Raw genomic sequence first — 26,377 nt, forward strand, 5'->3', positions numbered from 1 at the left:
CAGCCTGAAGAGGAAAGTGAAAACCCGCCGGAAATTCTTTTCACGTCCATTCACCTGAATGGAAGGGACTACAAATTCTACCGGTTCCGGACGCCTGAGGACGGGTATACGGATTTTTATGACGAAGAAGGAAAAAGCGCAAAGCAGTTCCTATTGCGCAAGCCCATTGCTGCAGGCCGGTTTAACAGTGGCTTTGGAATGCGCCGCCACCCTGTCTATAAAACCCGCCGTATGCATAGTGGTGTCGATTGGTCTGCCCCCCGCGGGACGCCTATTCTGGCAGCGGGCGATGGTTTGGTTCAAAGAGCACGCTGGACTGGCGGGTATGGCCGGCGCGTGGAAATCGCCCATAAGAACGGCTATGTGAGCACGTATAACCATATGAGCGCCATCAACTCTATTGTGAAAGAAGGCGAGCCAATTCGTCAAGGTCAGGTAATCGGCTATGTGGGCACATCCGGGCTCTCAACCGGCAACCACCTGCATTACGAAGTAAAAGTGAACGGGCGGTTTGTGAACCCCATGAAGATCAAGATGCCCAAGGGTCGCTCGCTTGAAGGAAATACCCTCGCCGCCTTTCAAAGAGAACGGGACCGCATCAACAAGCTGATGGATCAGGGCTACTCCGGCAATCTGGTTGCATCTCTAAGCAAATAAGCCCGGGCCTTATTTAGAGTACGTCGCGTTCATTCGCATTTGCGCTTCGCACGCTAGTTTTTATATTCTAAGCGAGTTCTTGGCGCTTGATTGAATTAAGTCAAATGACAGTCTCTCTAATAGTGGTCACGCTGGTCGTAGAAACATCAGCGTGGCATCGCCCGCCCCTCTTGCTGGCGCCTGCTTAATATAAGCCCCATAAACCAAAGATATATGCCAGTTTCCAAAGCCCTTTGCGTGAGGCCCGCAAGAGCGTTATCAGGGGACAGGTTCAAGAGCATAACCACCAGCACTAAGCTGAGCAGTCCCCAATAAGGTCTTTCACTCCGTGTCCAGGATAAGAAACTCAGGCCGACAATTGCGCAAAGATAGCTAAGGAAACCGGCGCTCATGTGAATGAGCTGCGTTCTTGTGGGATCATCCGGTTTACATTCAAAATCGCAGGGGAAGAACGCCGCAACAATGAGGAGAAGCGGATAGCCTGCGAAAATGACCAGTCCAAGGCGCTCCTGCGTTGTACGCATGAGATAGACAAAGCACAGAACGAGGCTGGGTAGAAGAAGAAGCTCCACCACAGCAAAGCCCCACAGGTTGACCTCTTGACCAAACGGCGCACCATTTGCTCCCAAAACACTCATAAACTGAGAGGTATGGCTGTAATTTGGGTAGAACGCCCCACCCAAGAAAACAGTGGTGAAGAGCCAAATGTAACTGAGTGCTGCAAATAAAACTGCCAGATCAGATTTTTTCATAACCCTGCCCCCGCAAGAAATGACACCCGCTGGTTTAATTCTGCGAACTTTCTAGAGCGTATCGCGAAAAGTGGACTCCGGTTTTCGGATTGAGATACGCACAAAAACAACAACTATAGCGGTGAAGTGTTTCAATGAAACATCTCACCGCTATAGTTCTTTTATAAGAAGGTGCTTGCTAGGTTTTCTTTGCACAAAGTCCTCCTCTATCGCACGAAGCACCCGCCTCTGACCGCCGAAGGGAACCAGTTCGATTGCATCTTCAAAACTGGACCAACGATAGGCGCTGTGTTCGTGATTGAGCGATACTGTGTCATTGGCATTTACAAAAGCCACAAAAACACACGTCATCGTAATTGCGTCCCGAGCAGGCTCATAAAACTGCTCACAAACATCAGCCCGATAAAGTGAAAGAGGCTTTAAGCCCGTTTCTTCACCCAATTCGCGCAGGGCTGCTTGCCAGGCGGTTTCGCCCTCTTTGATTTTACCTGCAACTTGGCACCACTCACCAGCCAGTCCCTGCGTACGTTTCAAAAGCAGAACTTCAGGTCTGGTTTCTCTGTTTCTTATGGAAAAAACGGAGCTGATAAACACGTTAACCGGAATGCTTTTCATAAAACTCTCATCGCAAATATTTGTCTCTTTCCATTCAACCTAGGAGACTTTGTTGGCGCCTACAAACAAAATAGGGTGTGCGAGCCTCCAGCTCCCGATGAAAAAACTCATCGTTGCTGGCACTCTGCACACCCTCTCGCGCTTTACAGCCGCCCTTTCATCAAGCTGCCGTTTGTTTTTCCTCGTGCTGCTGCGCATTAAACAGCAATCTGTCCGTTCCAGCCGCCACGCTCACGGTTTGCCCGTCCAGCAGCTTGCCGGAAAGGAGCATTTCGGCCATGGGGTCTTGCACCTGTTTCTGGATCACCCGCTTCAGGGGGCGGGCGCCGTAGGCAGGGTCATAGCCTTTGTCCGCAAGCCAGTTGAGCGCGGCATCCTCCAGATCCAGAGTGATGTGCCGTTCATCCAGCAATTTTTGCAGGCGTTTGAGCTGGATTTTGACGATGTCAGTCATCTGGTTCCTTTTAAGCCTATGGAACAGAATGATCTCATCCAGCCGGTTGAGGAACTCGGGTCTGAAATGCGCCTTCACCGCCTCCATCACAGGTCCACGTACGGCGTCTGCATCCTCTCCTTCGCCTTGTGCGACAAGGAATTCCGAGCCGATATTCGACGTCAGAATAATGAGTGTATTGCGGAAGTCCACGGTGCGGCCCTGCCCGTCGGTCAAGCGGCCATCATCGAGTACCTGAAGCAGTACGTTGAACACATCGCTATGGGCTTTTTCGATTTCATCAAACAGCACCACCTGATAGGGGCGACGACGGACAGCTTCGGTTAGAACACCGCCTTCTTCATAGCCCACATACCCGGGGGGCGCACCGATCAGGCGAGCCACACTGTGCTTTTCCATGAACTCGGACATATCAATGCGAACCATGGCACTATCATCATCAAACAGATAGGAGGCCAGCGCTTTGGTCAGCTCTGTTTTTCCCACCCCTGTTGGGCCAAGGAACATAAAGGAACCTATTGGCCGGTGGGGATCTTGCAACCCGGCGCGGGCACGGCGAACTGCAGTAGAGACTGCTCCAACCGCCTCGGCCTGACCAACAACCCGTTTGGCAAGCTCATCTTCCATACGCAGAAGCTTTTCGCGTTCGCCCTCCAGCATCTTATCAACGGGAATACCGGTCCAGCGGGACACAACATGGGCAATGCTGTCACTACCGACAGTTTCCTTGACCATTGCCTCAGCAGATTCGTTCTTATCTGCTTCTGCCAGCTCTTTTTCCAGTTTCGGGATCACGCCATAAGCCAGCTCACCAGCTTTTGCCAGATCACCTGTGCGCTGCGCTTTTTCCAGATTAATGCGGGCTTCGTCCAACTGTTCTTTCAGCTTTTGCTCGCTGTTCAGTTTGTCTTTTTCCATCTGCCAGCGCTGGGTGACGGCAGCTGACTCATCTTCCAGATCCGTCAGCTCTTTTTCCAGCTTGGACAGGCGGTCTTTGGTCGCCTCATCATTTTCTGTTTTCAGCGCTTCGCGTTCGATCTTCAGCTGAATGATCCGCCGGTCCAGCTCGTCCAGCTCTTCTGGCTTGGAATCGACTTGCATGCGCAAGCGGCTGGCAGCCTCGTCCACCAGATCAATCGCTTTATCGGGCAGAAACCGGTCCGTGATATAGCGGTTGGAAAGCGTGGCTGCGGACACAATCGCGCTATCAGAAATGCGAACGCCGTGATGCAGCTCATACTTTTCCTTGATACCGCGCAGGATGGAGATGGTATCTTCCACCGTTGGCTCGCTCACAAACACCGGCTGGAAACGACGGGCCAAGGCGGCGTCTTTCTCAACGTGCTTGCGGTATTCATCCAGCGTCGTTGCACCAACGCAATGCAGTTCGCCGCGCGCCAAAGCGGGCTTCAACAGGTTGGACGCATCCATGGCACCATCTGTTTTACCCGCGCCAACCAGCGTGTGCATTTCATCAATAAATAAGACAACCCCGCCGTTAGAGGCCTGCACTTCTGAAAGGACACCTTTCAAACGCTCTTCAAATTCACCGCGATACTTTGCGCCAGCGATAAGCGCGCCCATATCAAGGGCGAGAAGCTGTTTTTCCTTCAAGGATTCAGGGACATCCCCGTTCACAATGCGAAGGGCCAAGCCTTCCGCAATGGCGGTTTTACCAACGCCGGGCTCACCAATCAGAACTGGATTGTTTTTGGTACGGCGGGACAAAACCTGAATGGTACGGCGGATTTCATCATCACGGCCAATCACAGGGTCCAGCTTGCCGTCTTTCGCGTCCTGTGTCAGGTCGCGGGCGAACTTTTTCAAGGCGTCATACTGGCTTTCAGCGGAAGCTGTATCCGCCGTACGCCCTTGGCGCAGCTCATTAATGGCATCATTCAACGCGTTCGGCGTCACCTTGCCTTGCGCAAGGGCCTTGCCCGCATTGCTGTCTTTGTCCATAGCAAGAGCGAGCAGCAGCCGCTCCACGGTGACGAAGGAATCCCCTGCCTTTTCAGCGATTTTTGCGGCTTGCTCGAACAGCTTGGCAGTTGCCGGCGCAAGGTAGAGCTGGCCGTTACCGCCGCTCACTTTGGGCATTGCTGCCAGATCTGTTTCCAGTTTCAGCCGCACATCCTGAACCTGCCCGCCCGCACGCTGGATCAGACCAGAGGCCATGCCTTCCTTGTCATCCAGAAGGATTTTCAGAATATGTTCAGGGGTGAATTGCTGGTGACCCTGCCCCAAGGCATAGGTCTGCGCTGACTGAATAAAGCCACGAGCTCTTTCAGAGTACTTTTCAAAATCCATAATGTCTCTCCTCTCTGCCAGCCCACCCGAAGCGTAGGTGACACGCGGAAAATTAAGGGCCTCATTTAGGGAGCACCCGAAGCAGGAAACTCTTCCTGCACCCTTGATATAGGTCTTCAAAATGGAGTGAAAAGGGGCTAGCTTCAAGAATCCTCTGGGAGAAACTACGAAAACTGGTTTCGTAAATTTTAATGGAATGAAGGATTAAAGCTGCAAATGCAGATTGCAAAGATTAAAGAACTCGCCACCCATCCCATAAAAGGCCTTAGTCCTCACCGACTAGAACAGGTCACAGTTGAAGTTGGTGGCACCTTTCCTCTGGATCGGGCATACGCAATCGAAAACGGACCCACAGGATTCGATCCAGCCAATCCGCAGCACATTGCCAAAACAAAGTTCATTGTTCTTGCCCGCTTCGCAAACCTTGCCGGTTTGCACTGCCGCTTTGACCTGAAAACGCATGAGATCAGAATTTTTCAGGAGTGCGAAGAAGTTTGCCATGCAAACCTGCAAACTCCCGTGGGCCGACACGCTGTGGAAACTTTCTTCAATATTGAAATGGCAGCCGTTCTCTCAGGTCCTGCAAAGGTTCTACAATGTGACGGGCATTCTTTCTCCGACCTTCGCGAAAAACGCATCCATGTGGTCAACCTTGAAACCGTGAAGCAGCTCAGCAAAGAAACAGGCATTCATCTGGACCCATCCCGCTTTCGCGGCAATATCCTCATAGAAGATATTCCGCCGTTCTCCGAGTTGGAATGGGCAGAAAAGTCCATCACATCAGGAGATGTAAAATTCCGTTTCCACAAGCCAACCAAGCGCTGCGCCGCTGTTGATGTGAACCCGGAAACCGCCGAGCGCGACACCAAGCTTCCCTCTCACCTTTTCAAAACCCACGGCCATATGAGCGTGGGCGTCTATCTGGAAGTTATGCAAGGCGGAACCATGTCCTGCGGCGATGATCTTGTGATTGCCTGATCAAGTTGGGGAGCGAAAAGCCTCAGTACCCCATTACATCCAAAAGGTAGAGCCAGCCACTAGCAGACACGACGCTTGCAAATGTTGTCAATGTAATCGCATTTGCAGACATTGCGTGTCCCGTTCCAAACTGGCTGGCCATCAAGTAGGCGTTCACGCCCGTCGGGCAAGCTGCAGCAATGGTTGCCACACTCACCCAAAGGGGCGGCAACACAAAAACCTGAGAGACAAGCAAAAAGACCAGCAGTGGCATGATGATGATTTTCAAAAGACTGAGCACCGAGCCTATGGCAAGCGTGCCACGAATCCCATAGTCCAGAAGCGTCATACCAACCGCAAACAAGGCCACAGGACTTGCAGACTTCGCTAGAGACACAAGCGCAGTCTCAACGAGGGCAGGCATAGCCAAGCCACTAAAATTCCAAAGTAATCCTGCAATAATACCAATGATGATCGGGTTCTTCAAAAGGCTTAGGAAAGCACCTTTGAAGGCCTGCCCCAATGGCGGAGGAGCCCCATAGCCATCCATAACGACGGCTCTTTCCATCAAGATCGTTGAAAGGAAAACAACAATAGGCAAGTGCAGGGCAATAATAAGCGAGAGCGGCACCAAACCATCTTCCCCGTACAGAGACGTGATCAACGCAATACCCACAAGCCCAGTATTTCCATAGCTCGCTGTAATACCGCCGATGACAGCAGCCCTCGCCTCCCTTTTGAAAAGATATCGAACGATAATAGCACCAAGCAGATAAACACTCAGCAACCCGCCAAAATATGCCCCCCATAGAGGGGCTGGAAACACAGCTCCAAGGTTTGCTTGGGAAAGGGTTCTAAAAATGAGTAGCGGAACAAGAATGGAAACGCAGAAGTTTCCTAGCGTATCCCCCATACCTTCCTTTAGAATTTTTGAATAGGCTGTAACAAAACCCAGCGCGATTATAAGAAAAATCGGTGCAACCAAGTGCACCACTGCATCAATCATAAACTAATATTCCGCTGGGCGAAGACCCGAGTAGGCTGTTTCAGATAAAGTGTTCAAGGATGGCCGCCGATGGAGCGACCATAGCGTATTCCCCCTCAAGAATAGCGACTGTCAAATCATGAACTGTCCTCGCATCCCACGTCTGCCCGCTTTTATTTGTCACCGGCACTGCGGTCGTCGCATCCGAGGGTAAGATAATGTTGTAGCCCAGCGCTTTTCCCGCCCGAACAGTTGCATCCATACTGTTATGAATAACAACACCAGTCAAAACCATCTGCTTTGCTCCCATAGTTTTGAGAGTACTGTGCAGGTCCGTTTCGATAAAGGCGCTGTTCTGTTGTTTTATGATAATGACTTCACCTTTGACCGGCTTAACTTCCTTTTTAATGGCGTTCCAAGGACCGTAGGTGTGATAGGTAGATGTGGGCGTAGCTTCATCATGCTTGATGTGTATGACAGGCCATCCCTTCTCCCGCCAAAGCCCCAAAAAACGCTGAATATTCTCTATATAGTCCGGATTGCTTTTTCCATCCCAGACGGGTTGGTCAATCGCGTCTTGGACATCAAGCACCACAAGAGGCACTGGATTGCGGTCAACATCTACACTGTCTAACAATTTTCCGGCTTTCCCTCACTAGGACTAACAGTAGTAGGCAATTCTCCCCATCCACACAATACAGATCTGACCCAACATAAAAATTTAACCAAAACCCAATCTACTTCAACAACTTAAACCTAATCATGGTTGTATACCTTTCCGCAATGAACTGCTTTTAGCTCTGTCAAACTCTGAGAATAAGCTGAATAGGAATGCATCTTACTATTCGAACAGGAGGTAAAACATATGAGAATTCACGGAAAGCTAACAGCACTAGCGCTTTCACTGGGAATATTGGTTGGAATATGCAGCCCAAGCCTTGCAAAAATCATTGTTGGGACAAAGCTTGGAACTTCCATTTCCCAGATAGCGGATGCATTGGAAGCTCAAGGGTATACGGTTGATGAAATTCATGTGGATGTGAACTCAATCAGCGCCGAAGCTATTAAGGACAATAACGCACTGGTGATCAAGGTGGACAAGGCCTCCGGAAAAGTAATCCAAATAACCTTTAACTAGCGCCCCCTAAACCAACAGGGCAAATGCACTCTCTATGGCGTCATCCATTCTGTCATGCCCCCAGTAAAGCTCTCCCTCTGCAGTTACAAAAGTGGGAGCCCCGAAAACTCCTTGCGCCTCGGCTTCCACTACCGCCGCCCGCAATCCGGTTTTCACTTCATTACTTTCACAGTTTCGCAAAACCTGCTCTGAAGGTGCCCCAATCTCGTTTAAAATCCCCGCAAGCAGATCTAGATTCGCGATATCTTCCCCAAGGCCAAACTGTGCGTGAAAGACCGCTTTGGAGAACGTCTCCCCCCACGCCTTGTCCTGCCCGAAGTAAGCAATGCGGGCCGCCACTAAGCTGTTTTGAGGAAAATTGCTCGGCTTGACGAATGGAAGGCCCAAGGCTTCACAGCAGCGCTCCATATCCCGCCACATATAACGCCCCTTTACTGGATCAAGATTAAAGGGAGAATCCTCCCAGCCCTTCTTTTTAAAAATAGGCCCAAGGAGGAAGGGACGCCAGACAACCTTCACACCGCGCGCCTGCGCCAGTGGCGCAAGTGTCATCGCGCTCAGGTAACTATAGGGAGAGGCAAACTCATACCAGAAACTCACTATTGGCATCGACCGTTTTTCTTTTATCATCACTCCCCCCCGTTTTCCTTCCCATACTGTCAGCGGTGTTAGTATAGACAGTATTGCGAACCCACCCAGCCCTGTAAAATTCTTGAGTCTGGCCTTGCTAGCGTATCGGCAAAAACAGGCACAGACCAGCAAAGAGCGTTTGGCGTAAAATACGATATTCATCGGCAGGTGTTTGAGTGAAAAAGAAACAGACGATCCCGACCAGTTCTTGGATGGCTTCCCTATTTATTGCAACAGGGCTTTATCTGCTTATCACTACCAGTTTTTTCCTTAGCTTCCCCGAGGTAGATCTCTCCATGTCCCAGTTGTTTTATGGGGGCAACAGCAGTTTTCCTGCACGAGAGTCTGCCCTCTTGAATACCCTGCGAAAAATAGGCGTACTCCTCGTCACACTGGTGCTTCTCACCTCCCTTTCTATTCTGCTGCTTAAGCTCATTTTCCCCCACAGTAAGCCTTTGGTGGACTTACGTGCACCTTTGTTTTTGCTGGGAACCTGCTTTGCGGGCCCACTTCTCTTCGTAAATTGGGGACTGAAGGATTATTGGGGGCGCCCGCGTCCATTTCAAACGGAGGTCTTCGGTGGCTCCGCGCCTTTTGCCAGTATCTGGCCACCAACCAATATCTGCCCTGAGAACTGCTCGTTTGTCTCGGGAGAGGCATCTTCAGCCTTTTGGCTATTCGGGCTTGTCTTTATCACCCCCAAACACTGGCGAATGCCGCTGGGCATTGGCATCGGAGTCCTTTGCCTTGTGCTCTCTGTCAATCGCATTGCATTTGGTCGCCACTTCCTCTCGGACATTTTGCTGGCGTGGGGCCTGAATATGATCTTTTTGCTGGTCGGTTACGCTATAGTGTACAAGCTTAAAGCAAACTGGAATACACCACAGGCTTTAGATAATCTCTTTAGCCGGTTAGGTGTGAAGCTCCACTACATCATTCCAAAGGCCATAAAATCTGCAGGCAAACGGCTTCGGGTGCTATCCAATAAGTATCGTTAGTTCGCCTGTACTTCGCCAGAGTTGATCCTCACCAGCAGGCTCAAGGTGCCTTTATCGATCAAGGAGAAAACCTTTTCAAACCCATCCGCCCCTCCAAAGTAAGGGTCTGGCACATCTCGTTTATCTGGTGCATCCAACAGGAGCTGGAGGTTTGCCTTGCAAGGTTCTGGAGCGTTTTTTTTAATCACGTCCAAGTTGGCTTGATCCATGGCAACAATCCAGTCAAACCTGTCAAAATCGGAGGCATGTAACTGGCGTGATCGCAGTGATGAAATATCAATTCCATGGCGCCAAGCAGATTCAACACTCCGCTCGTCAGGTTGCTCACCCAAGTGCCATTGGGACGTTGCTGCAGAATCTATCTGAAATTTATTCTGGAGTCCCGCAGATTGGACATGATGTCGAAACAAACCTTCCGCGAGCGGGCTTCTGCAGATATTTCCCAGACACACAAAAAGAACACTCAGTTGCTTTTCACCCACGAATATCTTCCTTCTGCCAACTCTCTTCCTAAAAAACCGAAGGTCTTCCAGATCACCCTATCAATACAATAAAGGAAACAACAAAGCAGACAAAGGCCTTTTGCACCTAGGGAGAAAGGACGGTTTCAATAAGAAATCCAAGCATCGGGTATCTTCCCAGCACATTTATGCAGCATTAACGAACATACCTACCAGTCCTCCTCCAAAGTCCGGTCCCCCCACAGCACTGTGGGGTCTAACTTTTCTTCATATTTTTGTGTTTCACCCGCTGTTATTCTCCAGCGGTCACCCCACGCTTAATCACAAAATACCTGACGTCCCCATCTTTCAAGAGCGATACCAGTGTATGGCCATCCTCGTTACACATATGAGGAATATCGATGGCAGACATTGGGTCAGTTGCCGCAACTTTAAGCACCTCTCCCGTGTGCATTCTTGCAAGCGCTTTTCGAGCCTTCATCACTGGCAAAGGGCAATTGAGGCCCAGAACATCCAAGACTACGATTTCTTTTTCCAACAGCTATTCCAATTTTTCCTGCAAACTATGCTAACAGATTTGCTAAAGGTGAAGCCAACACCCTTTTAGCCACAAGCGACACAGCCAGTAGCTAACTTTTTTTTTAGATTGAGTAAATAGTTGATCCGGAGTCCTTAATGAGTTCAATTTCCAATTCCCTTCCCCTTGATATTTTGGATTTCTGGTGGCAAGCAGGCCCGGAAAGCTGGTTCAAAGGTGGATCCGACTTTGACAGTCAAATCCAACAAAAATTTTCCAAAGCTGTTGAAGCAGCCTGTGAAGGTGAGCTGGATCACTGGACACAGTCACCGCACAGCACACTAGCCCTCCTTCTACTGCTGGACCAGTTCACCCGTAATATCTACCGTGGCTCCGCCCGTGCTTTTTCAGGGGACGAAAAGGCTCTGGTCATCGCCGAGAAGTCCCTACAAAAAGGAGACTTCCGCGCATTCAATCAAGAACAACGGGCCTTCTTCTTTCTCCCCTTCGAGCATTCCGAAAAAATGGAACATCAGGACCTTGCCGTTGATCTATTTCGCAAATATTGCAACGAACAGAACTACTTGTATGCACTCGTCCATATGGACGTGATCCGCAGATTTAACCGCTTCCCACATCGCAACGAAGCACTGGAACGAGTTTCTACCCCTGAAGAGGTAACTTTTTTGGAAGAAGGTGGCTTCCGAGCCTAAAGCCCGTTCCGAAGGCTGATTTTCATTTTTGGAAATATACGTAGAAACTATATCAAGGCCGTGAGATGCCTTCCTTCAATATTTCACGGCCTCAGAGTCTGTTCAAGAATAGAAATATCGAGCAGTTCTTCAAACCATTAGTTTATCATTGCACCGCTCATGAAAGGTTCTGTGGTTTCCGCATATCGTTCCATTTTGTCTCATTCATTGAGAATGGCTACTTTGTTTTTTCAAGCAACACCATATTCGCCAATAGCAAGCAAATAAAACTGGTTACCTTATAAATTAAAGCTATGTAGCAATACTCAAACCAGCTCAGCCTAAGGCAGAACAACAACAATTTTTGAAAAAAATTCCTATAATTTAAGTATTTCAAAATAATTGATATCTGATCACCTCTCAAAATACATAGCAAACTTGGCTGATAATCCTAAAATCTTTGGAGTTAATGCACTTACGATTTCTGATGATTTTATGTGTGCTAGAGGATCTACTGGCTCACAGGACGCAAATGCATCGCCCCCATGGCATCCAGATAAAACTGTGCTGGTATATTACCACCCCAAATCGCCTTATTTTTAGGCATAGTATTTTTTATTATTCGCCTATATTTTAACCAATAGTTTCATTAACTTCGAAAGCAACCACTCAAAATTTCACGTCATCTTTGCTTGATCACCACCTATAGTTATTTGAAATATATAACTTTTATCTACTCTCCCTCCCCCCTCCAATTCCTTCCTCCTTAACTTGGCACGTTACTTGAAAGGAAGGTTGTGACGTGCCGGTCCTTCACCTCGCTGTCCCGATCTAAATGGGCTCATGAGGTTAAGTGGGGCTTAGATAAAATTCATGTCCGGGGCGACTTCGACATGAACGAAACACAGCATATGGGGTGGAGCATGAAAATTATTATGGCAATCATCAAGCCGTTCAAGCTTGATGACGTGCGCGATGCGCTCACAAGCATCGGGGTACAGGGGCTGACAGTAACCGAAGTCAAAGGGTACGGACGTCAAAAAGGCCACACAGAAATCTATCGTGGTACCGAATACGCGGTCAGTTTCCTTCCAAAGTTAAAAGTAGAAATTGCCGTTACTTCAGACCTTGCCGACAAAGCAGTCGAAGTTATCGCAAGCGCAGCAAAAACCGGCCAGATCGGGGATGGTAAGATTTTTGTTTACGACATTGAGCAAGTGGTTCGCATTCGCACGGGTGAAGCGGGTGTAGAGGCCATCTAGGGTCGGAAAATCGGGGTAAATATTATGAAAATTTCAAAAACACTTGCGGGTGTCGCCGCACTTGGGTTGGCGCTAGGTTCCACACCGGCACTGGCTCAAGATACAGCTCCGGTCTCTCCGGAAGTACAATACATATTCAATACACTACTGTTTCTGATTGGCGGTTTTCTGGTTATGTGGATGGCTGCTGGTTTTGCCATGCTTGAAGCCGGCCTTGTGCGTACCAAAAACGTCTCCATGCAGTGTTTGAAGAATATTTCGCTTTATTCCATTGCAGGTTTAATGTTCTGGATCACCGGTTACAACCTCATGTATACGGGTGTTGATGGCGGTTTTATCGGTTCGTTCGGCCCTTACTCATTTGACCCAGTGGGCGGCGATGCGCTTGATACCGGCTATTCCACAGCATCCGACTGGTTCTTCCAGATGGTGTTTGTCGCAACGGCCGCTTCCATTGTTTCCGGCACGCTTGCCGAGCGTATTAAACTTTGGCCTTTCCTGCTGTTTACTATTGTTCTTACTGGTTTCATCTACCCAATCGCCGGTTCATGGCAGTGGGGTGCAGGCTGGTTGTCTGAGATGGGCTTTTCTGACTTTGCCGGTTCCACTCTGGTGCACTCCGTAGGTGGCTGGGCAGCTCTTGCCGGTGCGCTTGTTCTTGGTGCACGCTCAGGAAAATACAACGCCAACGGCTCTGTCACGCCAATGCCGGGCTCTTCCATGCCTTTGGCAACACTGGGAACGTTTATCCTATGGCTTGGCTGGTTCGGCTTTAACGGCGCTTCCCAGTTGGCAATGGGCACAATCAGCGATGCGACAGATATCTCCCGCATCTTCGCCAACACCAACATGGCAGCCGCTGCCGGTGTTGTCGTAACGGTTATTCTCACACAGGTCCTTTATAAAAAAGTTGATGTCACAATGGCTCTCAACGGCGCACTTGCCGGTCTAGTGGCGATTACTGCTGAACCACTCGCGCCAAGTGTACTTCAAGCTGTCATTATTGGCGGTATTGGTGGTGCCATCGTTGTCTTTGCTGTTCCAATGCTGGACAAGCTGAAAATTGATGATGTTGTTGGTGCGATCCCGGTTCACCTTCTTGCTGGTATCTGGGGCACATTGATTGTTCCCCTTTCCAACACAGACGCATCATTTGGTGTGCAGGCAATCGGTATTGCTGCCTATGGCGTATTCACTTTCGGCGTCTCTGCAGTTCTTTGGTTCCTTCTCAAAACTCTCGTGGGTATCCGCGTCAGCGAAGAGGAAGAGGCTATGGGCTTGGACAAAGTGGAAATTGGTGTCGAAGCCTATCCGGAATTCGGCCAAGGCTCCCAGCGCCTATAGGAAACGCACAAGCAACATTGTATGCTGATACAAGCTTCAAGGCCCGGTGTTCACATCGGGCCTTTTTCCATCCATCACGGCCTATTGATACAATTTGTAGGCTCTAGAGCTAAAAGAGTTAACCAAAAAAGAATAGTCTCTCTAGAGCACTGGTGATCGTCTATCTTCTTTAACACCCCATCAACACAATGGACCTCACCAGACAAATAACCTTCTGAAATGAAGACAAAGGGAGGGAACATCGTGAAACTATCTTTTCTTCTATTGGCAACGGCAGTCATTATCATTTTTGGTTTTGGTGATATAGTCTCGGCTCAAGACCTGCCTAAGGATCAGGCAAGTGATTTATGCAGCCAACCTGAGCATGCAAATACACTTTCCTGCCGCGAGCACGTGATACGGCTGGAACCCGCTTGGCATATCACAACCATTGTTGCAGCTATCGTCGTGATCGTGGGTGCAATCTATGGCGCAATACGGTGGCGTATGACCTCGAAGTAAAGTTCTATTGGGACTGATGCAAACGTCAGCCCGCCGCTTTATTTGACAGGTGCAACTCTAATCAGCCTTAAAGTCCCAGAGTAACGGTGAGGCTCCACTGTTAAAACGAGAGCCTCTCCTATCATTTGGAATCGCTCAGAGTATCATTCGATATAATAACAACATTATCTAACAAGTAATTTACTAATATAAATTCAACTTTATAAGTTTAATAAAATATATTTTGTGGTAATTTCGCTCATTAAATGGATATTTAACGTAATTATAGCAAAAATAAAACTATGATTTAGCAATCTCCATGAGATTAATACTATTATTAGCACTTTCAATATTTATTATTCTAAGTGTTAGTGACATAGCATGTGCGCAAGATCTAAGTATCGTTGATGAAGGGAATAACGGTGGAGTTTGCATTCCCGGTTTTTGTGACGGGGATACTCCTGCAGATGCGCCATTCTACCAATCGCAGCAGGTATTGGAGGCCTCGTTGTTCTTACTGGTAGCCTCTATCTGGCAATACGTCGGCGGATCAGCAACAAATAGAACTCTCCCGCAGCCCATTCAGTGGCTACGGGGCTTTCTTAAACAGCTAACATCAAACCACCACAATTCCTTTATGCTTGGCATGATGTTCTGGCTCAACGTGAATAGTCACGCGGGCACCTGGCATATCCTTTGCGATGCCTTCTTCAATTCGATCACAGATTTCGTGGGCATCTTGCACCGAAAGCTGGCTTGGAACAACCAGATGGAAGTCCACAAACGTCACATGGCCTGCATGGCGGGTGCGTAAATCATGGGCTTCAATGGCCCCTTCCCCATACTTGGAAATAAGTTTACGCAGAGCGTCCTGCTCTCCTTCCGGTGCAGCTTCATCCATCAAACCGCCAATGGATTCGCGAACCAGCTTCCAGCCGGACCACAGAATATTCACGGCTACCAGAACAGCAAGTGCCGGGTCAAAGTGCACCCAACCGGTGGCAAAGACCAGAGCCACCCCTACAAACACTCCGATTGAAGTGTAAACATCTGTCATGATGTGCTTGCTATCAGCCACCAATGCCGGAGAGCGGTGCTTTCGGCCAATGCGTCCAAGAGCGATGGCCCAGCTGGCATTAATTACCGTCGCAATGCCGTTGAGCGCCAGCCCTTCGGGGGAAGCTTCCAGATGTGGCGGATTGAGAAATCCCAGATAGGCTTCACGAAGGATAAAGATAGCCGCCAGAACAATAAGCACACCTTCCAGCACAGCAGCGAAATACTCTGCCTTGTAGTGACCGTAGGGGTGGTTATGATCCGCAGGCTTATGGGACATATAAAGGGCGGCAGCGGCAGCAATGGCACTGGCGATATTCAAGGTGGATTCCAGCGCATCAGACAGGAATGCGATCGACCCTGTCATCACAAATGCTGTGTACTTTATCCCAAAAATCAGCAGTCCAACTATTATACTGCCGATAGCAAAACGCATGCTCTCGTTCATGTTCTATTGCCCGCTAGACTACGGCGCCCTTGCCCCGGATTTTTAATTGGCGATAGCCTTAGCAGATAATGAGAGCATATCAACATCCATTAAGCATATCTTTGTAATATGGCTCTCACCTATGTATCTGGAGACGTACAGGCAAAAAGGGCTGGCACAACATTTGAAAATACGCCTTGGTGTTTAGCGCAAGTCTGGCTCAACTTGAAAAGCTCAAATACCCTCAAACTTTGTCGCGCCAAGAATTGGCCCCGGCCCCTTGGTGTTCATAGACTGCACAAGAACAACCCATTGCGTATTGTCGTTGATCTCTCCAAGTGCAGATTTTGGAAACCGGAGTACTGTATCTTTACCCATCCACATTCCAATCGGAATTATATCGGTTACCACATTCACATATTGCATATCCTTGCCGGCATTGTCACCGCCTTGAATATCAACCTCTTTCTTTTTGGTGAGACGCAACAGGTAGATATCGGCTTCAGTGGGCTCAAGGGGATGCGCTTTGCCGCTTACTGAAACATCCAGCATGGTTTTATCAATACGTGCATTCACATCCAGAGAAAGAGGCGTTTGGGCTTCCACGGTTTCAAGAAGACCTTGCCGGTCATTGCCTGCAACATCCTGCTTTCCGTTGATGATTGCTTGCGGCGTGTAAACGCCCTTGTCGTGGCGCGATAAGGCATAAGCCCTCTGCCGGTCCGTGTTTTTTTTGTTGGCCAGAGTATCTTTCCAGCCCATGAAATCCCAAATATTCACATGGAAGTCCATGGCAATCACGTTCGGCTTTTTGGAAAGCTCGGACAAGAGTTTATTGGCTGGTGGGCAATAACCGCAGCCTTGGCTGCTATACAGTTCAACCACAGCTTTGACAGGCTGCGCGTAGACCATGCCAACATTCAAAAGAGCAAAAGTTGATACAAACGCGAGCATAGCAAGCGTTTTGACAGCAGGTCTCAGTTTCATTCCCAACCCTTCAATTAAAGTTAGCAGCGCATTAACAATATAGATGCAATTCAATAAAGGAAAATCACAAGCAGGTGATCTACGCAGTTACTTTGGCATCTAGAAAGGCCAGTCGGCCCTTTCACAAAAAATACGCTTAAACCAAAAAGTCAGAGCATAGAGAACAAAGGGGATTTGCTCAAATACACTCTAAACTTTCCTATCCTGTCAAAGGGGTAGCAAACTATTTTGTCTGAGAAATGACCTTTTCAAGTTCGGGAAGAAAAACATCCCTGTAGCTTGTAGCTGTAAGCGGGCCAATAAATTTATAGCGAATATTTCCCTGTCCATCGACAATAAATGTTTCCGGTACGCCATAAACACCCCATTCGATGCCAATGCGCCCGGAATCCGCGCCCACCAAGTCATAAGGGTTTCCAAGATCTTTCAAAAAGCGAATGGCGGCCAGTGGTTTGTCTTTATAGTTCAGCCCAGCCATCTGGATTCTTGGATCCTTGGACAGGTCCATCAAGTATTCATGTTCCGCACGGCATGGACCACACCAGGACCCGAACACGTTAAAGACTGTCACCTTGTCCTTGAAACTCTCGTTGGAGATTCCCGGAATTTGCTGCCCATCCCTCAAAAGACCTTCCACCGGCACGGCGGAAAACTCTGGGCTAGGCTTATTCAGTAAAGCAGAAGGCAGTTCTTGAGGGTTATTTCCCGAAAGCAGCTGGGTGAGAAAGAGAACAACCAGAACACCAAAAATCACAAGCGGAATAATAGCGAAAACCGGAAAACCGCGGCGGGGTTCTTGTTCTCCAGCTTTATTATTTTGAGCATCAGTGGACATTATTTTTTACCAGTAGCAGCGGAACGGCGGCGAATACCAGAGGCTTCCAGCGCAGCAAGTTCAGCAAGACGTTTCTTTTTCGCGATGAACGCAGCGACAACCAAGCCCGTCATAATAACTCCCGCCATACCGTAGCATGCCGCTACATAGCCAGCATGGCGCGGGAGATCCGTAAAGAGACTTTCAAAGAACATTTATGAGGCCCCCTGTGCAGCAGCTTGGTTTTTGACACTTGCAGAAGGCGCTTTAGAGGCAGCCCGCAGGCGCATGGCCCGAATACGGCGCGCATAGATTTCGTTGCGCATAAGCATCAGGTGCACGCAAGTGAAGAACAATGTGAACCCGATGGCCATCACAAACAGCGGGATCAATATGGAGCTGTGCATGCTTGGCCCATCCGCACGGAACACGCTGGCCGGTTGATGCAGTGTGTTCCACCAGTCCACCGAGAACTTGATGATCGGCAGGTTGATCACACCCACAAGGGTCAAGATCGCATTTGCCTTAGCCGCTTTGATGGGGTCTTCAATGGTTTTCCAAAGAGCGATAATGCCCAAATACATGATGAAGAGAACAAGGAACGACGTTAATCTTGCATCCCATACCCACCAAGTTCCCCACATGGGTTTGGCCCAGATTGCACCGGTCCAAAGAGCAAGGAATGTGAAACAGGCTCCAAGAGGCGCAGCTGACTTTGCAGACACATCCGCCAAAGGATGTTTCCAGACCAAAGTACCGATAGAGGACAAAGCCATCATTCCATAACAGAACAGGGCCAGCCATGCGGATGGAACATGAATATACATAATCCGCACCGTCACTCCCTGCTGGTAATCATGGGGAGCGACAAACAAGGCCATGTAAATGCCTGCAGCCATAGTCACAGCGCAGGCACCGATAAGCCACGGCAACAATTTCTGGACCAGAGCCAGAAAACGAGTTGGGTTTGCAAGATCATAAAAAGTCATAGGGCTTTTTAAGCTTTCATTGTCTATGCATCAACAAGCGAGTGCAGATTCCAGCGATGAAGTCCCGTTTTGGGACGCATTGTCGCACAAACCCACCCAGTAATTATGGCAACACCTAGTCACCCGAAACACGCAGTGCAGCCCCCGCCGCCACAGGCCCAATGACCAATGCGGCAAGAGTGATTGCGCTTAAATATAAAAAAGGTGTCAGAAATGGGGTCGAACCGCCAACAGCCGCCGTTGCAGCGCTCACACCAAAAATGAGAATCGGGATCGCAAGCGGAATCACCAAAATGGAAAGCAGCACCCCACCGCGCCGCAAAGACACAGTCACCCCTGCCCCAATCGCCCCAACGAGGGTTAGGGCAGGTGTTCCCACCAGTAACGTCAGCACCACCGCACCAATTGCAGCCGGCTCCAAATTAACAAACAGCGCCAGAACGGGCGTCGCAATTACCAGCGGCAACCCCGTTGCTGCCCAGTGCGCAGCGCATTTGATAAGAACGATCAACTCCGCAGGGCGACCTGAAAGAAGCAGAAGGTCCAACGTTCCATCCTCCTGATCTGCCTGAAACAGCCGGTCCAGACCCAGAAGTGTCGCCAGCAGAGCACCAATCCACAGAACTGCCGCGCCAATGCGCGCCAGCATTTTCAAATCTGGCCCCACGCCAAAGGGAAACACCGTCACGACTGCGAGGAAAAACAGAACACCGATCAATGCCCCACCGCCCACACGTGCTGCAAGCCGGAACTCACGTATAAATAAGCTTGTCATCCAGCTCATAGCCAATAGTCCCCCTGATCGTCACTTCGTGCATCTTCATCCTCTAAGGAGTCAGAACTGGCGATGTCCAGAAAGTGCGTGTTGGGCAGGTCCAAGGGCAAGTGCGTTGCTGCCAGCAAAAGCCCACCCTTGTTCAAATGCTCCGCCATCAAACCCAGTAGTACTTTTTCAGAGGCAGCGTCCAGTGCAGCGCTTGGTTCATCCATAATCCAGATGGGTCGGGAAACCACAAGCAACCTTGCCAGAGACAGACGGCGCTTTTGCCCTGCACTCAAAAAGCCGGCGGGCAACTGCGCTGTATGAAGGATACCCAGCGTGTCCAGAGCCTCTTCTATGGAAAGGGTGGTGTTCTTATTGCCCGTTTCATAGGGCACCGGCTCATAAAATTGTTGCCAGAAACTCAGGTTTTCCTGCACGCTCAAAGCTGGTTTCAACGCATCTTGATGCCCAAAGTAGTGGCAGTGTTCTGGAACCGAGCGCTCTTTATCACCGCCTTCAAGGGCAATTTCTCCACCGGCCTTGCCAACGAAGCCTGCAATCACTCGAAGTAGGCTGGATTTTCCCGAGCCATTTGGTCCGCGAACAATAAGCGCTTCACCCGTTTCTACGTGGAGCGATATTTTGTGAAAGACGCGTCGCCCGCCCCTGTCACAAGTCAGATTATTACAGCTCAGCTTCAACAGCCCTACCCCGATATTCAGCTAAGAGATTGCCCTTACCTGAAAATTCCATCACGTACATCTGCTTAGGGCGGCAGAATAGTATTTGGCAAGCCCTTGGCCCCTATAAATACAGCCAAAACCCGCAGCGGCACATTGCCGCTGTTGATACCGTGATGCCACGTATTCACCGCCTCGATAAAGGCTTCCCCTTGTTTGTAGGTGTGCGTGTGGGTGTCTTCATAGTCCAAAGTCACTTGCCCTTCGAGTACATAAACAAAGACAGGTGCTACATGCATATGGGGCTGGATCTCCTCTCCGGGCAATAATGTAATCAGCATTGAGGTGATCGCTGCAGGGGGCTTGCTCGGATAAGCCAGCGGCTGTCCTGTATTGGTCGCGTCCACATCCTCCAGCAGCACTTTCATATCCCCATGAATGTTATGCCTGGCCTGCTCCTGCCTTTTACCCATAACTGGCTGGTCTATGAAATTGGGCAGGCCCTTTGCCCCCAAGAACAAAGCAAGAATACGCATGGGTTCCTTACCCTTGTTCATCCCGTAGTGCCAAGTATGGGCCGCTTCCAGAAAAGCCTCACCTTGCCTATAGGTCTGCACTACGTTTTCCTCATGGTCTTGCACATAGGTCATCGTAACCTCCCCTTGCAAAACGTAGGCATAAACAGGCACAACATGGAGATGCTTTTTGAACGTCTCCCCCGGAGCCAGAGTGATGATCACTGACGAGATGGAAGGGGGGAAGAGACCGGGGTACGTCAGTTGGTCTCCGGTATTTGTAAGCTGGGCTCCATCCAGTAGAACTGCCATATGCTCGTAGACATCATGATCATCATGCATTGTTTTCGCCTCACGCTGAACATTGCCGGAAGTCTGGAGATACACTTGGCCCGTTTCGGGTCAAATACCGTATATAAGGTTGGCTACTGGCCACTTTCCGGCTGGGGAATCGCATTGGGCAAGCCTTCGGCGCCGAGAAACACCGCAAGAATACGCGCTGGCTCCTTGCCGTTGTTCACACCGTAGTGCCATGTATTCGTTGCTTCAAGGAAAGCCTCTCCCTGTTTATAGGTCCGTGTCTTGTCTCCCTCGTACGTGAGCGTGATCTCGCCTTCCAGAACGTAGGCATACACAGGAACCACATGGAGATGCTTTCTAATCTTTTGCCCCGGTTCCAAGGGAACGATCATGGATGTGATTGCGGCAGGAAAATCACTGCGATACGCCAAAGGCTGGCCGATATTGTTTTTTGTTGCTTTATCCAGCAGAATCGTCGTCTTGCCATAAAGGTCATTTTCGTGTGCGCTGATTTGGGTAGCAGACACGGCGAGCATCAAGGCAGCTCCCAACCCTACAGGCAGCAAATGCGTTTTCATTTCAGGCTCCAGTCTTTCTTGCCAAAACATCTGACTGGACGCTAGCCTACAAAAATTAGAAACTCTCTAAATTTCCTCCTCGACATAATTGTATACATATGTATACTAAACTAGAGATTCGTATTTCCGATAAAATGCACCTCGGGAAAATCATAGTGAACCCATTATTCTATCAGTTACCTTAGGGGCTACTTGCTGGATTAGCCATATAAAAAACGCTATAAAGACACACACTTAAAGCAGAGCATCTGATGTCTCTCTCACGAGACAAGATGCCTGCTTAAGCCATGCGTGCCCAGTGCTAAGGAACCTGTAGAGCTGCTTGCCACGTCTTCCCTTGCCAATTACGGCGGGGTGACACACCGGCGGGCAAGCAAACTCAAAGGCAATAGGAGACCGCTAGCCATGTCAACTTCACTCGACAGCTTCGGCGCCAAGAAGACCCTTCAAGTCGGCGACAAAAGCTATACCTATTTCTCTATTCCCGACGCTGAAAAGAACGGTCTGGACGGCGTTTCCAAACTTCCCAATTCTTTAAAAGTTGTTCTTGAGAACCTGCTGCGCTTTGAAGATGGCCGCTCGGTTACCAAAGACGACATCACCGCTGTTGCCCAATGGTTGACCTCGCGCACCTCAACCCACGAAATTTCCTACCGCCCTGCCCGCGTCTTGATGCAGGATTTCACCGGCGTTCCCGCTGTTGTGGATCTTGCTGCCATGCGCGATGCGGCTGTGAAGCTGGGGGGCGATCCGAAAAAGGTGAACCCGCAGGTTCCCGTCGACCTTGTGATCGACCACTCTGTGATGGTGGACTATTTCGGCACTGCCTCCGCCTTTGCCCTCAATGTTGAAAGAGAATACGAGCGCAACCAAGAGCGCTACGAATTCCTGCGCTGGGGCCAATCTGCCTTTGACAATTTCCGCGCTGTCCCTCCAGGAACGGGCATCTGCCATCAGGTGAACCTTGAGTATCTGGCTCAAACCGTGTGGACGAAGGAAGAGAACGGCGAAACCCTTGCCTATCCTGACACACTGGTTGGCACCGATAGCCACACCACAATGGTCAACGGCCTTGCGGTGCTTGGCTGGGGTGTTGGCGGCATCGAGGCAGAAGCGGCCATGCTGGGCCAGCCTATCTCCATGCTTATCCCAGAAGTGATCGGCTTCAAAATGACAGGAGAGCTGAACGAGGGCATCACCGCCACCGACCTTGTTCTCACCGTCGTTGAAATGCTGCGCAAGAAGGGCGTTGTTGGCAAGTTCGTTGAGTTCTTTGGTCCGGGCCTTGATAGTCTGTCGCTGGAAGATGAAGCCACCATTGCCAACATGGCCCCCGAATACGGCGCCACCTGCGGCTTCTTCCCTGTCGACAATGACACGCTGGGCTACCTCAAAGCCACAGGGCGTGCGGCAGAGCGCATTGCCTTGGTGGAAGCCTATTCCAAAGCGCAGGGCATGTTCCGGACCAGCGGCGGCACGGATCCGATCTTCACCGACACGCTGGAACTGGACATCTCCACCGTTGTGCCTTCCATCGCCGGTCCAAAACGCCCGCAAGATCGCATTTCCTTGAAGGATGCCGCCACAGGCTTTGCCCAAACCATGGCAGATGAGTTCAAAAAGGCTGGTGAAGAGGCCAAGCGCGTACCGGTTAAAGGGCGCGACCACGACCTTAGAAACGGCGATGTTGTCATTGCCGCCATCACCTCGTGCACCAACACCTCCAACCCCTCCGTCCTCATCGGCGCGGGGCTGGTGGCCCGCAAGGCGCTGGAAAAGGGCCTCACCGTTAAGCCTTGGGTGAAAACGTCGCTGGCCCCCGGTTCGCAGGTGGTCACCGATTACCTTGAAAAAGCAGGAGTGCAGAGTGATCTGGACGCCCTTGGCTTCAACCTCACCGGCTACGGCTGCACCACCTGCATCGGCAACTCCGGCCCGCTGCCCGAGGAGATCTCCAAAGCCATTAACGAGAACGATCTGGTGGCCTGCTCGGTCCTGTCCGGCAACCGCAACTTCGAGGGCCGTGTGAATCCGGATGTGCGCGCCAACTATCTGGCCTCGCCGCCGCTGGTGGTGGCCTATGCCATCGCGGGCTCGCTCAACATCAATGTGGCCACCGACGCGCTGGGCGAAGACAAGGACGGCAAGCCCGTCTATCTGAAAGACATCTGGCCCACCTCCACCGAGATTGCCGATCTCATCCGCTCGTCTATCACACAGGAGATGTTTGAGGAGCGTTACGGCGATGTGTTCAAGGGCGACGAGCACTGGCAGTCCATCAAGGTTGAAGGCGGCATGACATACGGCTGGCCCGCAGCCTCCACCTATGTTCAGAACCCGCCTTACTTTGACGGCATAACCATGGAACCGCAGCCGCTCACAGACATTAACGGTGCCGCAGTCATGGGCCTGTTCCTCGACAGCATCACCACCGACCATATCTCACCCGCTGGTGCCATCAAGGCAAATTCACCGGCCGGTACATATCTGGAGCAGCATCAGGTCTCGCCAAAAGACTTCAACTCCTTCGGCTCGCGCCGTGGCAACCACGAGGTCATGATGCGCGGCACCTTCGCCAACATCCGCATCAAAAACCAAATGGTGCCGGGCGTGGAAGGCGGCGTCACCATGAAAGACGGCAAGCAGGAATGGATTTATGATGCCTGCATGGAATACAAGGCCGCAGGCACGCCGCTGGTCGTCTTCGCTGGCAAGGAATACGGCACCGGCTCGTCGCGCGACTGGGCCGCAAAAGGCACCAAACTGCTGGGCGTTCGCGCCGTCATCGCCCAATCCTTCGAGCGCATCCACCGCTCCAACCTCGTGGGCATGGGCGTGCTGCCCTTCACCTTCAAAGAAGGCGAAAGCTGGCAATCCCACAACATCGAGGGCACCGAACACGTCACCATCACCGGCGTCGCCGACCTGAAACCACGCCAGATGGTAGACATCGAAGTGACCTACGCAGATGGTACCCAAAAAATCATCGAACTCCTCTGCCGCATCGATACGGAAGACGAACTGGAATACATCAAAGCCGGCGGCATCCTGCAGTACGTGCTGCGGAATTTGGTGAATAGCTAGGAGCTAGCTGACTGGGATTAATAAGAAAAAGGCGGGCCCTACGGGGCCTGTTTTTATATGTTTATAGCAGCTTATGCTCTCTGGATCCCTGATCAAGTCAGGGATGACGGCTGCGGGTGGTGCGAGGCCCAGCCTCAAACTCCGCCATCATCCCGGCCCCCGAGCCAGGATCCAGCACCACAATGCACAACCGTAAAAGCAGACAGTATGGATCCCCGATCAAGTCGGGGATGACGGTTAAGGGCGGTGCGAGGCCCAGCCTCAAACTCCGCGGGTCACCCCGGCCACCGAGCCGGGATCCAGCACCACAGCGCACAGTGGTAGAGCTGATCGTATGGATCCCTGATCAAGTCAGGAATGACGGCTGCGGGTGGTGCGAGGCCCAGCCTAAAACTCCGAGGTCATCCCGGCCACCGAGCCGGGATCCAGCGCCACAATGCACAGCGGTAGGGCTGATCGTATGGATCCCCGATCAAGTCGGGGATGACGGTTGCGGCCCTTCAAAGTACTCACGAGTTTATGGGTGGGAGTAGGTCATCCCAGTTTGGATTTCCCCGCTCGATCGCCTCAATCTTCCAAGGCCGACGCCAGCGTTTCAGCCGTTTTTCATGGGCTATGGCATCAGTACCCCTCTGGAATTCCTCAAAATAAACCAGTCGCGACACATTATATTGGCTGGTGAACCGGCTCCCTTGCTGCGTTTTATGTTCAAAAACGCGGCGAGCCAGATTATTCGTCACACCAGTGTAGAGGGTACCGTTGCGCTTGCTTGCTAGGATGTAAACGTAAAATGGCATGACCTACTGTGCGGAGGAGCAAGGAAAGCGGCAACTGGTATAATTTGCCCAGTTTGTTTTGATTGCGGATTCTAGTGGATCCCCGATCAAGTCGAGGATGACGCCATCGGGTGGGGTTAGGCCCAGCACTAAGCACTGCTGTCATCCCGGCCCCCGAGCCGGGATCCAGTGCTACACTCGCAAACACCAGAGAGGACACTCTGGATACCGTATCAAGCGCAAGATGAAAGCCGAAGGGATGGCCTACGCTCCAAAAATCTTATCCCCCTCCCGCGTCTCTCGCCTATCATTCTCCTCGTGCCCATGAAGACGAGCAGTGGCGGACCGTCCGTCGCTCAGTTATGGGCCGGGTGGAGCCAACGGGGAGAGGTAACGCATCTTTCCGGAGGGTTCGGCAAGCGGGTCCTTTCCGGGGTGAGGCCACAGGTTCCCGGAAGGCATGTATCAGCTTGGGTGGCGTACAGTGGTGACAGGAAACTGTCTTATCGCGCCTATCCAAAGAATAGATACGTTCGCCGCCAAAAAAGCCCGGGCAAGGTGGAAGACCAAGCCACTTCACTCATAGCAACCGCGCAGGCTTGGCCTGCTCACCTTGCCACTCTCGTTTTCCGCGAGACCCACGTTCCCACTGCATGGCCTCCATGCGGTGCTACAGGCGGTTTCTTCCCCAGTTCCAACATAGCGCGTTAAAGCGGTTTTCGTTACAATAAAGGCTCTCCACGGCTTTAACCCATTAGCCGGCATATTGTGACCCGCGCATATCGTTATGCAAAAACCAGCCGCTATTTTTCAATGCTAACAAATAGAATCATAATAGATTTGACCCGCGCAACTTAAGCTCCCAAAAACTCCGGAGGCATAAACCTGCGAAGTCACGTCAGTAGAAACAAAGCTCAAGTACAACAAACGCTTACAATGATAAAAGCCACAGGAATAACTAAATTATAACTATAATATCAACTTGTCCTGTTTCAATTAGACTGATTGCCTTAGGCTCACCTATTCTTAAACGAAATTATACTAAAATTGGCGGAATTCTGCCTTTCAAGACAGTGTCACACATTTGCAGTGTAACCATGTTTAAGAATTAACGGCCACTCACTATTGCGTCCAATCAGTGGTAACCCTATGTTTT

Annotated in this window: 29 protein-coding genes (1 of these 29 running past the window's edge); 11 read left to right on the forward strand and 18 right to left on the reverse strand. The window is 50.6% G+C overall.

Going from position 1 to position 26,377, the window contains the following annotated elements:
• Positions 1 to 657, forward strand: partial view of a M23 family metallopeptidase gene (locus tag P6574_RS19445; protein ID WP_310621865.1) — the end only. 1,305 nt of this gene lie to the left of the window's left edge; 657 of the gene's 1,962 nt are visible here — the last part of the coding sequence; its start codon lies off the left edge, out of view; it ends in the stop codon at positions 655 to 657.
• Positions 658 to 803: 146 nt separating this feature from the next.
• On the opposite strand, the gene P6574_RS19450 is transcribed toward P6574_RS19445, so the two are convergent.
• From P6574_RS19450 to clpB, 3 genes are all read right to left on the reverse strand, one after another.
• Positions 804 to 1,409: a DUF998 domain-containing protein gene (locus P6574_RS19450; protein WP_310621866.1), complete on the reverse strand. Its 606-nt coding sequence runs from the start codon at positions 1,407 to 1,409 to the stop codon at positions 804 to 806.
• Positions 1,410 to 1,559: 150 nt separating this feature from the next.
• Positions 1,560 to 2,024, reverse strand: coding sequence for an NUDIX hydrolase (locus P6574_RS19455; RefSeq protein WP_310621867.1), 465 nt, complete (start codon positions 2,022 to 2,024; stop codon positions 1,560 to 1,562).
• 160 nt (positions 2,025 to 2,184) lie between these two features.
• Positions 2,185 to 4,788: an ATP-dependent chaperone ClpB gene (gene clpB, locus P6574_RS19460; protein ID WP_310621868.1), complete on the reverse strand. Its 2,604-nt coding sequence runs from the start codon at positions 4,786 to 4,788 to the stop codon at positions 2,185 to 2,187.
• 216 nt (positions 4,789 to 5,004) lie between these two features.
• Between clpB and P6574_RS19465 the strand changes: the two genes are divergently transcribed.
• Positions 5,005 to 5,766: an MOSC domain-containing protein gene (locus tag P6574_RS19465; protein ID WP_310621869.1), complete on the forward strand. Its 762-nt coding sequence runs from the start codon at positions 5,005 to 5,007 to the stop codon at positions 5,764 to 5,766.
• A 22-nt stretch (positions 5,767 to 5,788) separates the two neighbouring features.
• On the opposite strand, the gene P6574_RS19470 is transcribed toward P6574_RS19465, so the two are convergent.
• Together P6574_RS19470 and P6574_RS19475 are read right to left on the reverse strand one after the other, a co-directional pair.
• Positions 5,789 to 6,751 (reverse strand): AEC family transporter, encoded by a 963-nt coding sequence (locus P6574_RS19470; RefSeq protein WP_310621870.1) that lies wholly within the window; start codon positions 6,749 to 6,751, stop codon positions 5,789 to 5,791.
• Between the two features lie 40 nt (positions 6,752 to 6,791).
• The gene (locus P6574_RS19475) at positions 6,792 to 7,367 is read right to left on the reverse strand and encodes an isochorismatase family protein (protein WP_310621871.1); all 576 of its coding nucleotides are present in this window, start codon (positions 7,365 to 7,367) and stop codon (positions 6,792 to 6,794) included.
• A gap of 228 nt (positions 7,368 to 7,595) precedes the next feature.
• Here P6574_RS19475 and P6574_RS19480 point away from each other — a divergent pair, with 228 nt between their 5' ends.
• On the forward strand, positions 7,596 to 7,868 hold the full coding sequence (locus tag P6574_RS19480) for a PepSY domain-containing protein (protein ID WP_310621872.1): 273 nt from the start codon (positions 7,596 to 7,598) through the stop codon (positions 7,866 to 7,868).
• 6 nt (positions 7,869 to 7,874) lie between these two features.
• Here P6574_RS19480 and P6574_RS19485 read toward each other — a convergent pair whose 3' ends face one another.
• Positions 7,875 to 8,498 (reverse strand): 2-hydroxychromene-2-carboxylate isomerase, encoded by a 624-nt coding sequence (locus P6574_RS19485; protein ID WP_310621873.1) that lies wholly within the window; start codon positions 8,496 to 8,498, stop codon positions 7,875 to 7,877.
• Positions 8,499 to 8,710: 212 nt separating this feature from the next.
• Between P6574_RS19485 and P6574_RS19490 the strand changes: the two genes are divergently transcribed.
• Positions 8,711 to 9,496 (forward strand): phosphatase PAP2 family protein, encoded by a 786-nt coding sequence (locus P6574_RS19490; protein WP_310621874.1) that lies wholly within the window; start codon positions 8,711 to 8,713, stop codon positions 9,494 to 9,496.
• Here P6574_RS19490 and P6574_RS19495 read toward each other — a convergent pair.
• The gene (locus tag P6574_RS19495) at positions 9,493 to 9,948 is read right to left on the reverse strand and encodes a low molecular weight protein-tyrosine-phosphatase (RefSeq protein ID WP_310622202.1); all 456 of its coding nucleotides are present in this window, start codon (positions 9,946 to 9,948) and stop codon (positions 9,493 to 9,495) included. The genes P6574_RS19490 and P6574_RS19495 overlap by 4 nt on opposite strands.
• On the opposite strand from P6574_RS19495, the gene P6574_RS19500 reads away from it, so the two are divergent.
• Positions 9,895 to 10,050: a hypothetical protein gene (locus P6574_RS19500; protein WP_310622210.1), complete on the forward strand. Its 156-nt coding sequence runs from the start codon at positions 9,895 to 9,897 to the stop codon at positions 10,048 to 10,050. The two genes, P6574_RS19495 and P6574_RS19500, sit on opposite strands and share 54 nt — an antisense overlap.
• 199 nt (positions 10,051 to 10,249) lie before the next feature.
• Here the strand turns inward: P6574_RS19500 and P6574_RS19505 are convergent, their stop codons facing one another.
• Positions 10,250 to 10,495 carry a sulfurtransferase TusA family protein gene (locus P6574_RS19505; protein WP_310621875.1) on the reverse strand — a complete coding sequence of 82 codons (246 nt, stop codon included), beginning with the start codon at positions 10,493 to 10,495 and terminating at the stop codon, positions 10,250 to 10,252.
• A 137-nt stretch (positions 10,496 to 10,632) separates the two neighbouring features.
• Between P6574_RS19505 and P6574_RS19510 the strand changes: the two genes are divergently transcribed.
• The 4 genes from P6574_RS19510 (at position 10,633) to P6574_RS19525 (ending at position 14,273) form a co-directional block, all read left to right on the forward strand.
• A complete protein-coding gene (locus P6574_RS19510; RefSeq protein WP_310621876.1) occupies positions 10,633 to 11,187 on the forward strand; it encodes a DUF924 family protein in 555 nt (184 codons plus the stop codon).
• 890 nt (positions 11,188 to 12,077) lie between these two features.
• Positions 12,078 to 12,428 carry a P-II family nitrogen regulator gene (locus tag P6574_RS19515; RefSeq protein ID WP_310622203.1) on the forward strand — a complete coding sequence of 117 codons (351 nt, stop codon included), beginning with the start codon at positions 12,078 to 12,080 and terminating at the stop codon, positions 12,426 to 12,428.
• 24 nt (positions 12,429 to 12,452) lie between these two features.
• The gene (locus P6574_RS19520) at positions 12,453 to 13,772 is read left to right on the forward strand and encodes an ammonium transporter (RefSeq protein WP_310621877.1); all 1,320 of its coding nucleotides are present in this window, start codon (positions 12,453 to 12,455) and stop codon (positions 13,770 to 13,772) included.
• 243 nt (positions 13,773 to 14,015) lie between these two features.
• A complete protein-coding gene (locus P6574_RS19525; protein WP_310621878.1) occupies positions 14,016 to 14,273 on the forward strand; it encodes a hypothetical protein in 258 nt (85 codons plus the stop codon).
• Between the two features lie 595 nt (positions 14,274 to 14,868).
• Here P6574_RS19525 and P6574_RS19530 read toward each other — a convergent pair.
• From P6574_RS19530 to P6574_RS19570, 9 genes are all read right to left on the reverse strand, one after another.
• Entirely contained in the window at positions 14,869 to 15,756 is an 888-nt protein-coding gene (locus P6574_RS19530; protein ID WP_310621879.1) for a cation diffusion facilitator family transporter, read from the reverse strand.
• 213 nt (positions 15,757 to 15,969) lie between these two features.
• A complete protein-coding gene (locus tag P6574_RS19535) occupies positions 15,970 to 16,722 on the reverse strand; it encodes a DUF1223 domain-containing protein (RefSeq protein ID WP_310621880.1) in 753 nt (250 codons plus the stop codon).
• 223 nt (positions 16,723 to 16,945) lie between these two features.
• Entirely contained in the window at positions 16,946 to 17,557 is a 612-nt protein-coding gene (locus P6574_RS19540; RefSeq protein ID WP_310621881.1) for a DsbE family thiol:disulfide interchange protein, read from the reverse strand.
• Positions 17,557 to 17,751, reverse strand: coding sequence for a heme exporter protein CcmD (gene ccmD / locus P6574_RS19545; protein ID WP_310621882.1), 195 nt, complete (start codon positions 17,749 to 17,751; stop codon positions 17,557 to 17,559). Before ccmD ends, P6574_RS19540 begins: the two co-directional genes overlap by 1 nt.
• The gene (locus P6574_RS19550; protein WP_310621883.1) at positions 17,752 to 18,525 is read right to left on the reverse strand and encodes a heme ABC transporter permease; all 774 of its coding nucleotides are present in this window, start codon (positions 18,523 to 18,525) and stop codon (positions 17,752 to 17,754) included.
• A 115-nt stretch (positions 18,526 to 18,640) separates the two neighbouring features.
• The gene (gene ccmB / locus P6574_RS19555; RefSeq protein ID WP_310622204.1) at positions 18,641 to 19,300 is read right to left on the reverse strand and encodes a heme exporter protein CcmB; all 660 of its coding nucleotides are present in this window, start codon (positions 19,298 to 19,300) and stop codon (positions 18,641 to 18,643) included.
• Between the two features lie 5 nt (positions 19,301 to 19,305).
• Positions 19,306 to 19,989, reverse strand: a complete 684-nt coding sequence (gene ccmA, locus P6574_RS19560; RefSeq protein WP_310621884.1) for a heme ABC exporter ATP-binding protein CcmA — start codon at positions 19,987 to 19,989, stop codon at positions 19,306 to 19,308.
• A gap of 65 nt (positions 19,990 to 20,054) precedes the next feature.
• Positions 20,055 to 20,825 carry a cupin domain-containing protein gene (locus P6574_RS19565; protein ID WP_310621885.1) on the reverse strand — a complete coding sequence of 257 codons (771 nt, stop codon included), beginning with the start codon at positions 20,823 to 20,825 and terminating at the stop codon, positions 20,055 to 20,057.
• 83 nt (positions 20,826 to 20,908) lie between these two features.
• Positions 20,909 to 21,361, reverse strand: coding sequence for a cupin domain-containing protein (locus P6574_RS19570; RefSeq protein WP_310621886.1), 453 nt, complete (start codon positions 21,359 to 21,361; stop codon positions 20,909 to 20,911).
• 405 nt (positions 21,362 to 21,766) lie between these two features.
• On the opposite strand from P6574_RS19570, the gene acnA reads away from it, so the two are divergent.
• Positions 21,767 to 24,445: an aconitate hydratase AcnA gene (gene acnA, locus P6574_RS19575; protein ID WP_310621887.1), complete on the forward strand. Its 2,679-nt coding sequence runs from the start codon at positions 21,767 to 21,769 to the stop codon at positions 24,443 to 24,445.
• A gap of 509 nt (positions 24,446 to 24,954) precedes the next feature.
• On the opposite strand, the gene P6574_RS19580 is transcribed toward acnA, so the two are convergent.
• The gene (locus tag P6574_RS19580; protein ID WP_310621888.1) at positions 24,955 to 25,242 is read right to left on the reverse strand and encodes a GIY-YIG nuclease family protein; all 288 of its coding nucleotides are present in this window, start codon (positions 25,240 to 25,242) and stop codon (positions 24,955 to 24,957) included.
• A gap of 303 nt (positions 25,243 to 25,545) precedes the next feature.
• Here P6574_RS19580 and P6574_RS19585 point away from each other — a divergent pair, with 303 nt between their 5' ends.
• Positions 25,546 to 25,932: a hypothetical protein gene (locus P6574_RS19585; protein WP_310621889.1), complete on the forward strand. Its 387-nt coding sequence runs from the start codon at positions 25,546 to 25,548 to the stop codon at positions 25,930 to 25,932.
• Positions 25,933 to 26,377: the final 445 nt, after the last annotated feature.

This window comes from Pseudovibrio sp. M1P-2-3, assembly GCF_031501865.1.
Taxonomy (GTDB): domain Bacteria; phylum Pseudomonadota; class Alphaproteobacteria; order Rhizobiales; family Stappiaceae; genus Pseudovibrio; species Pseudovibrio corallicola.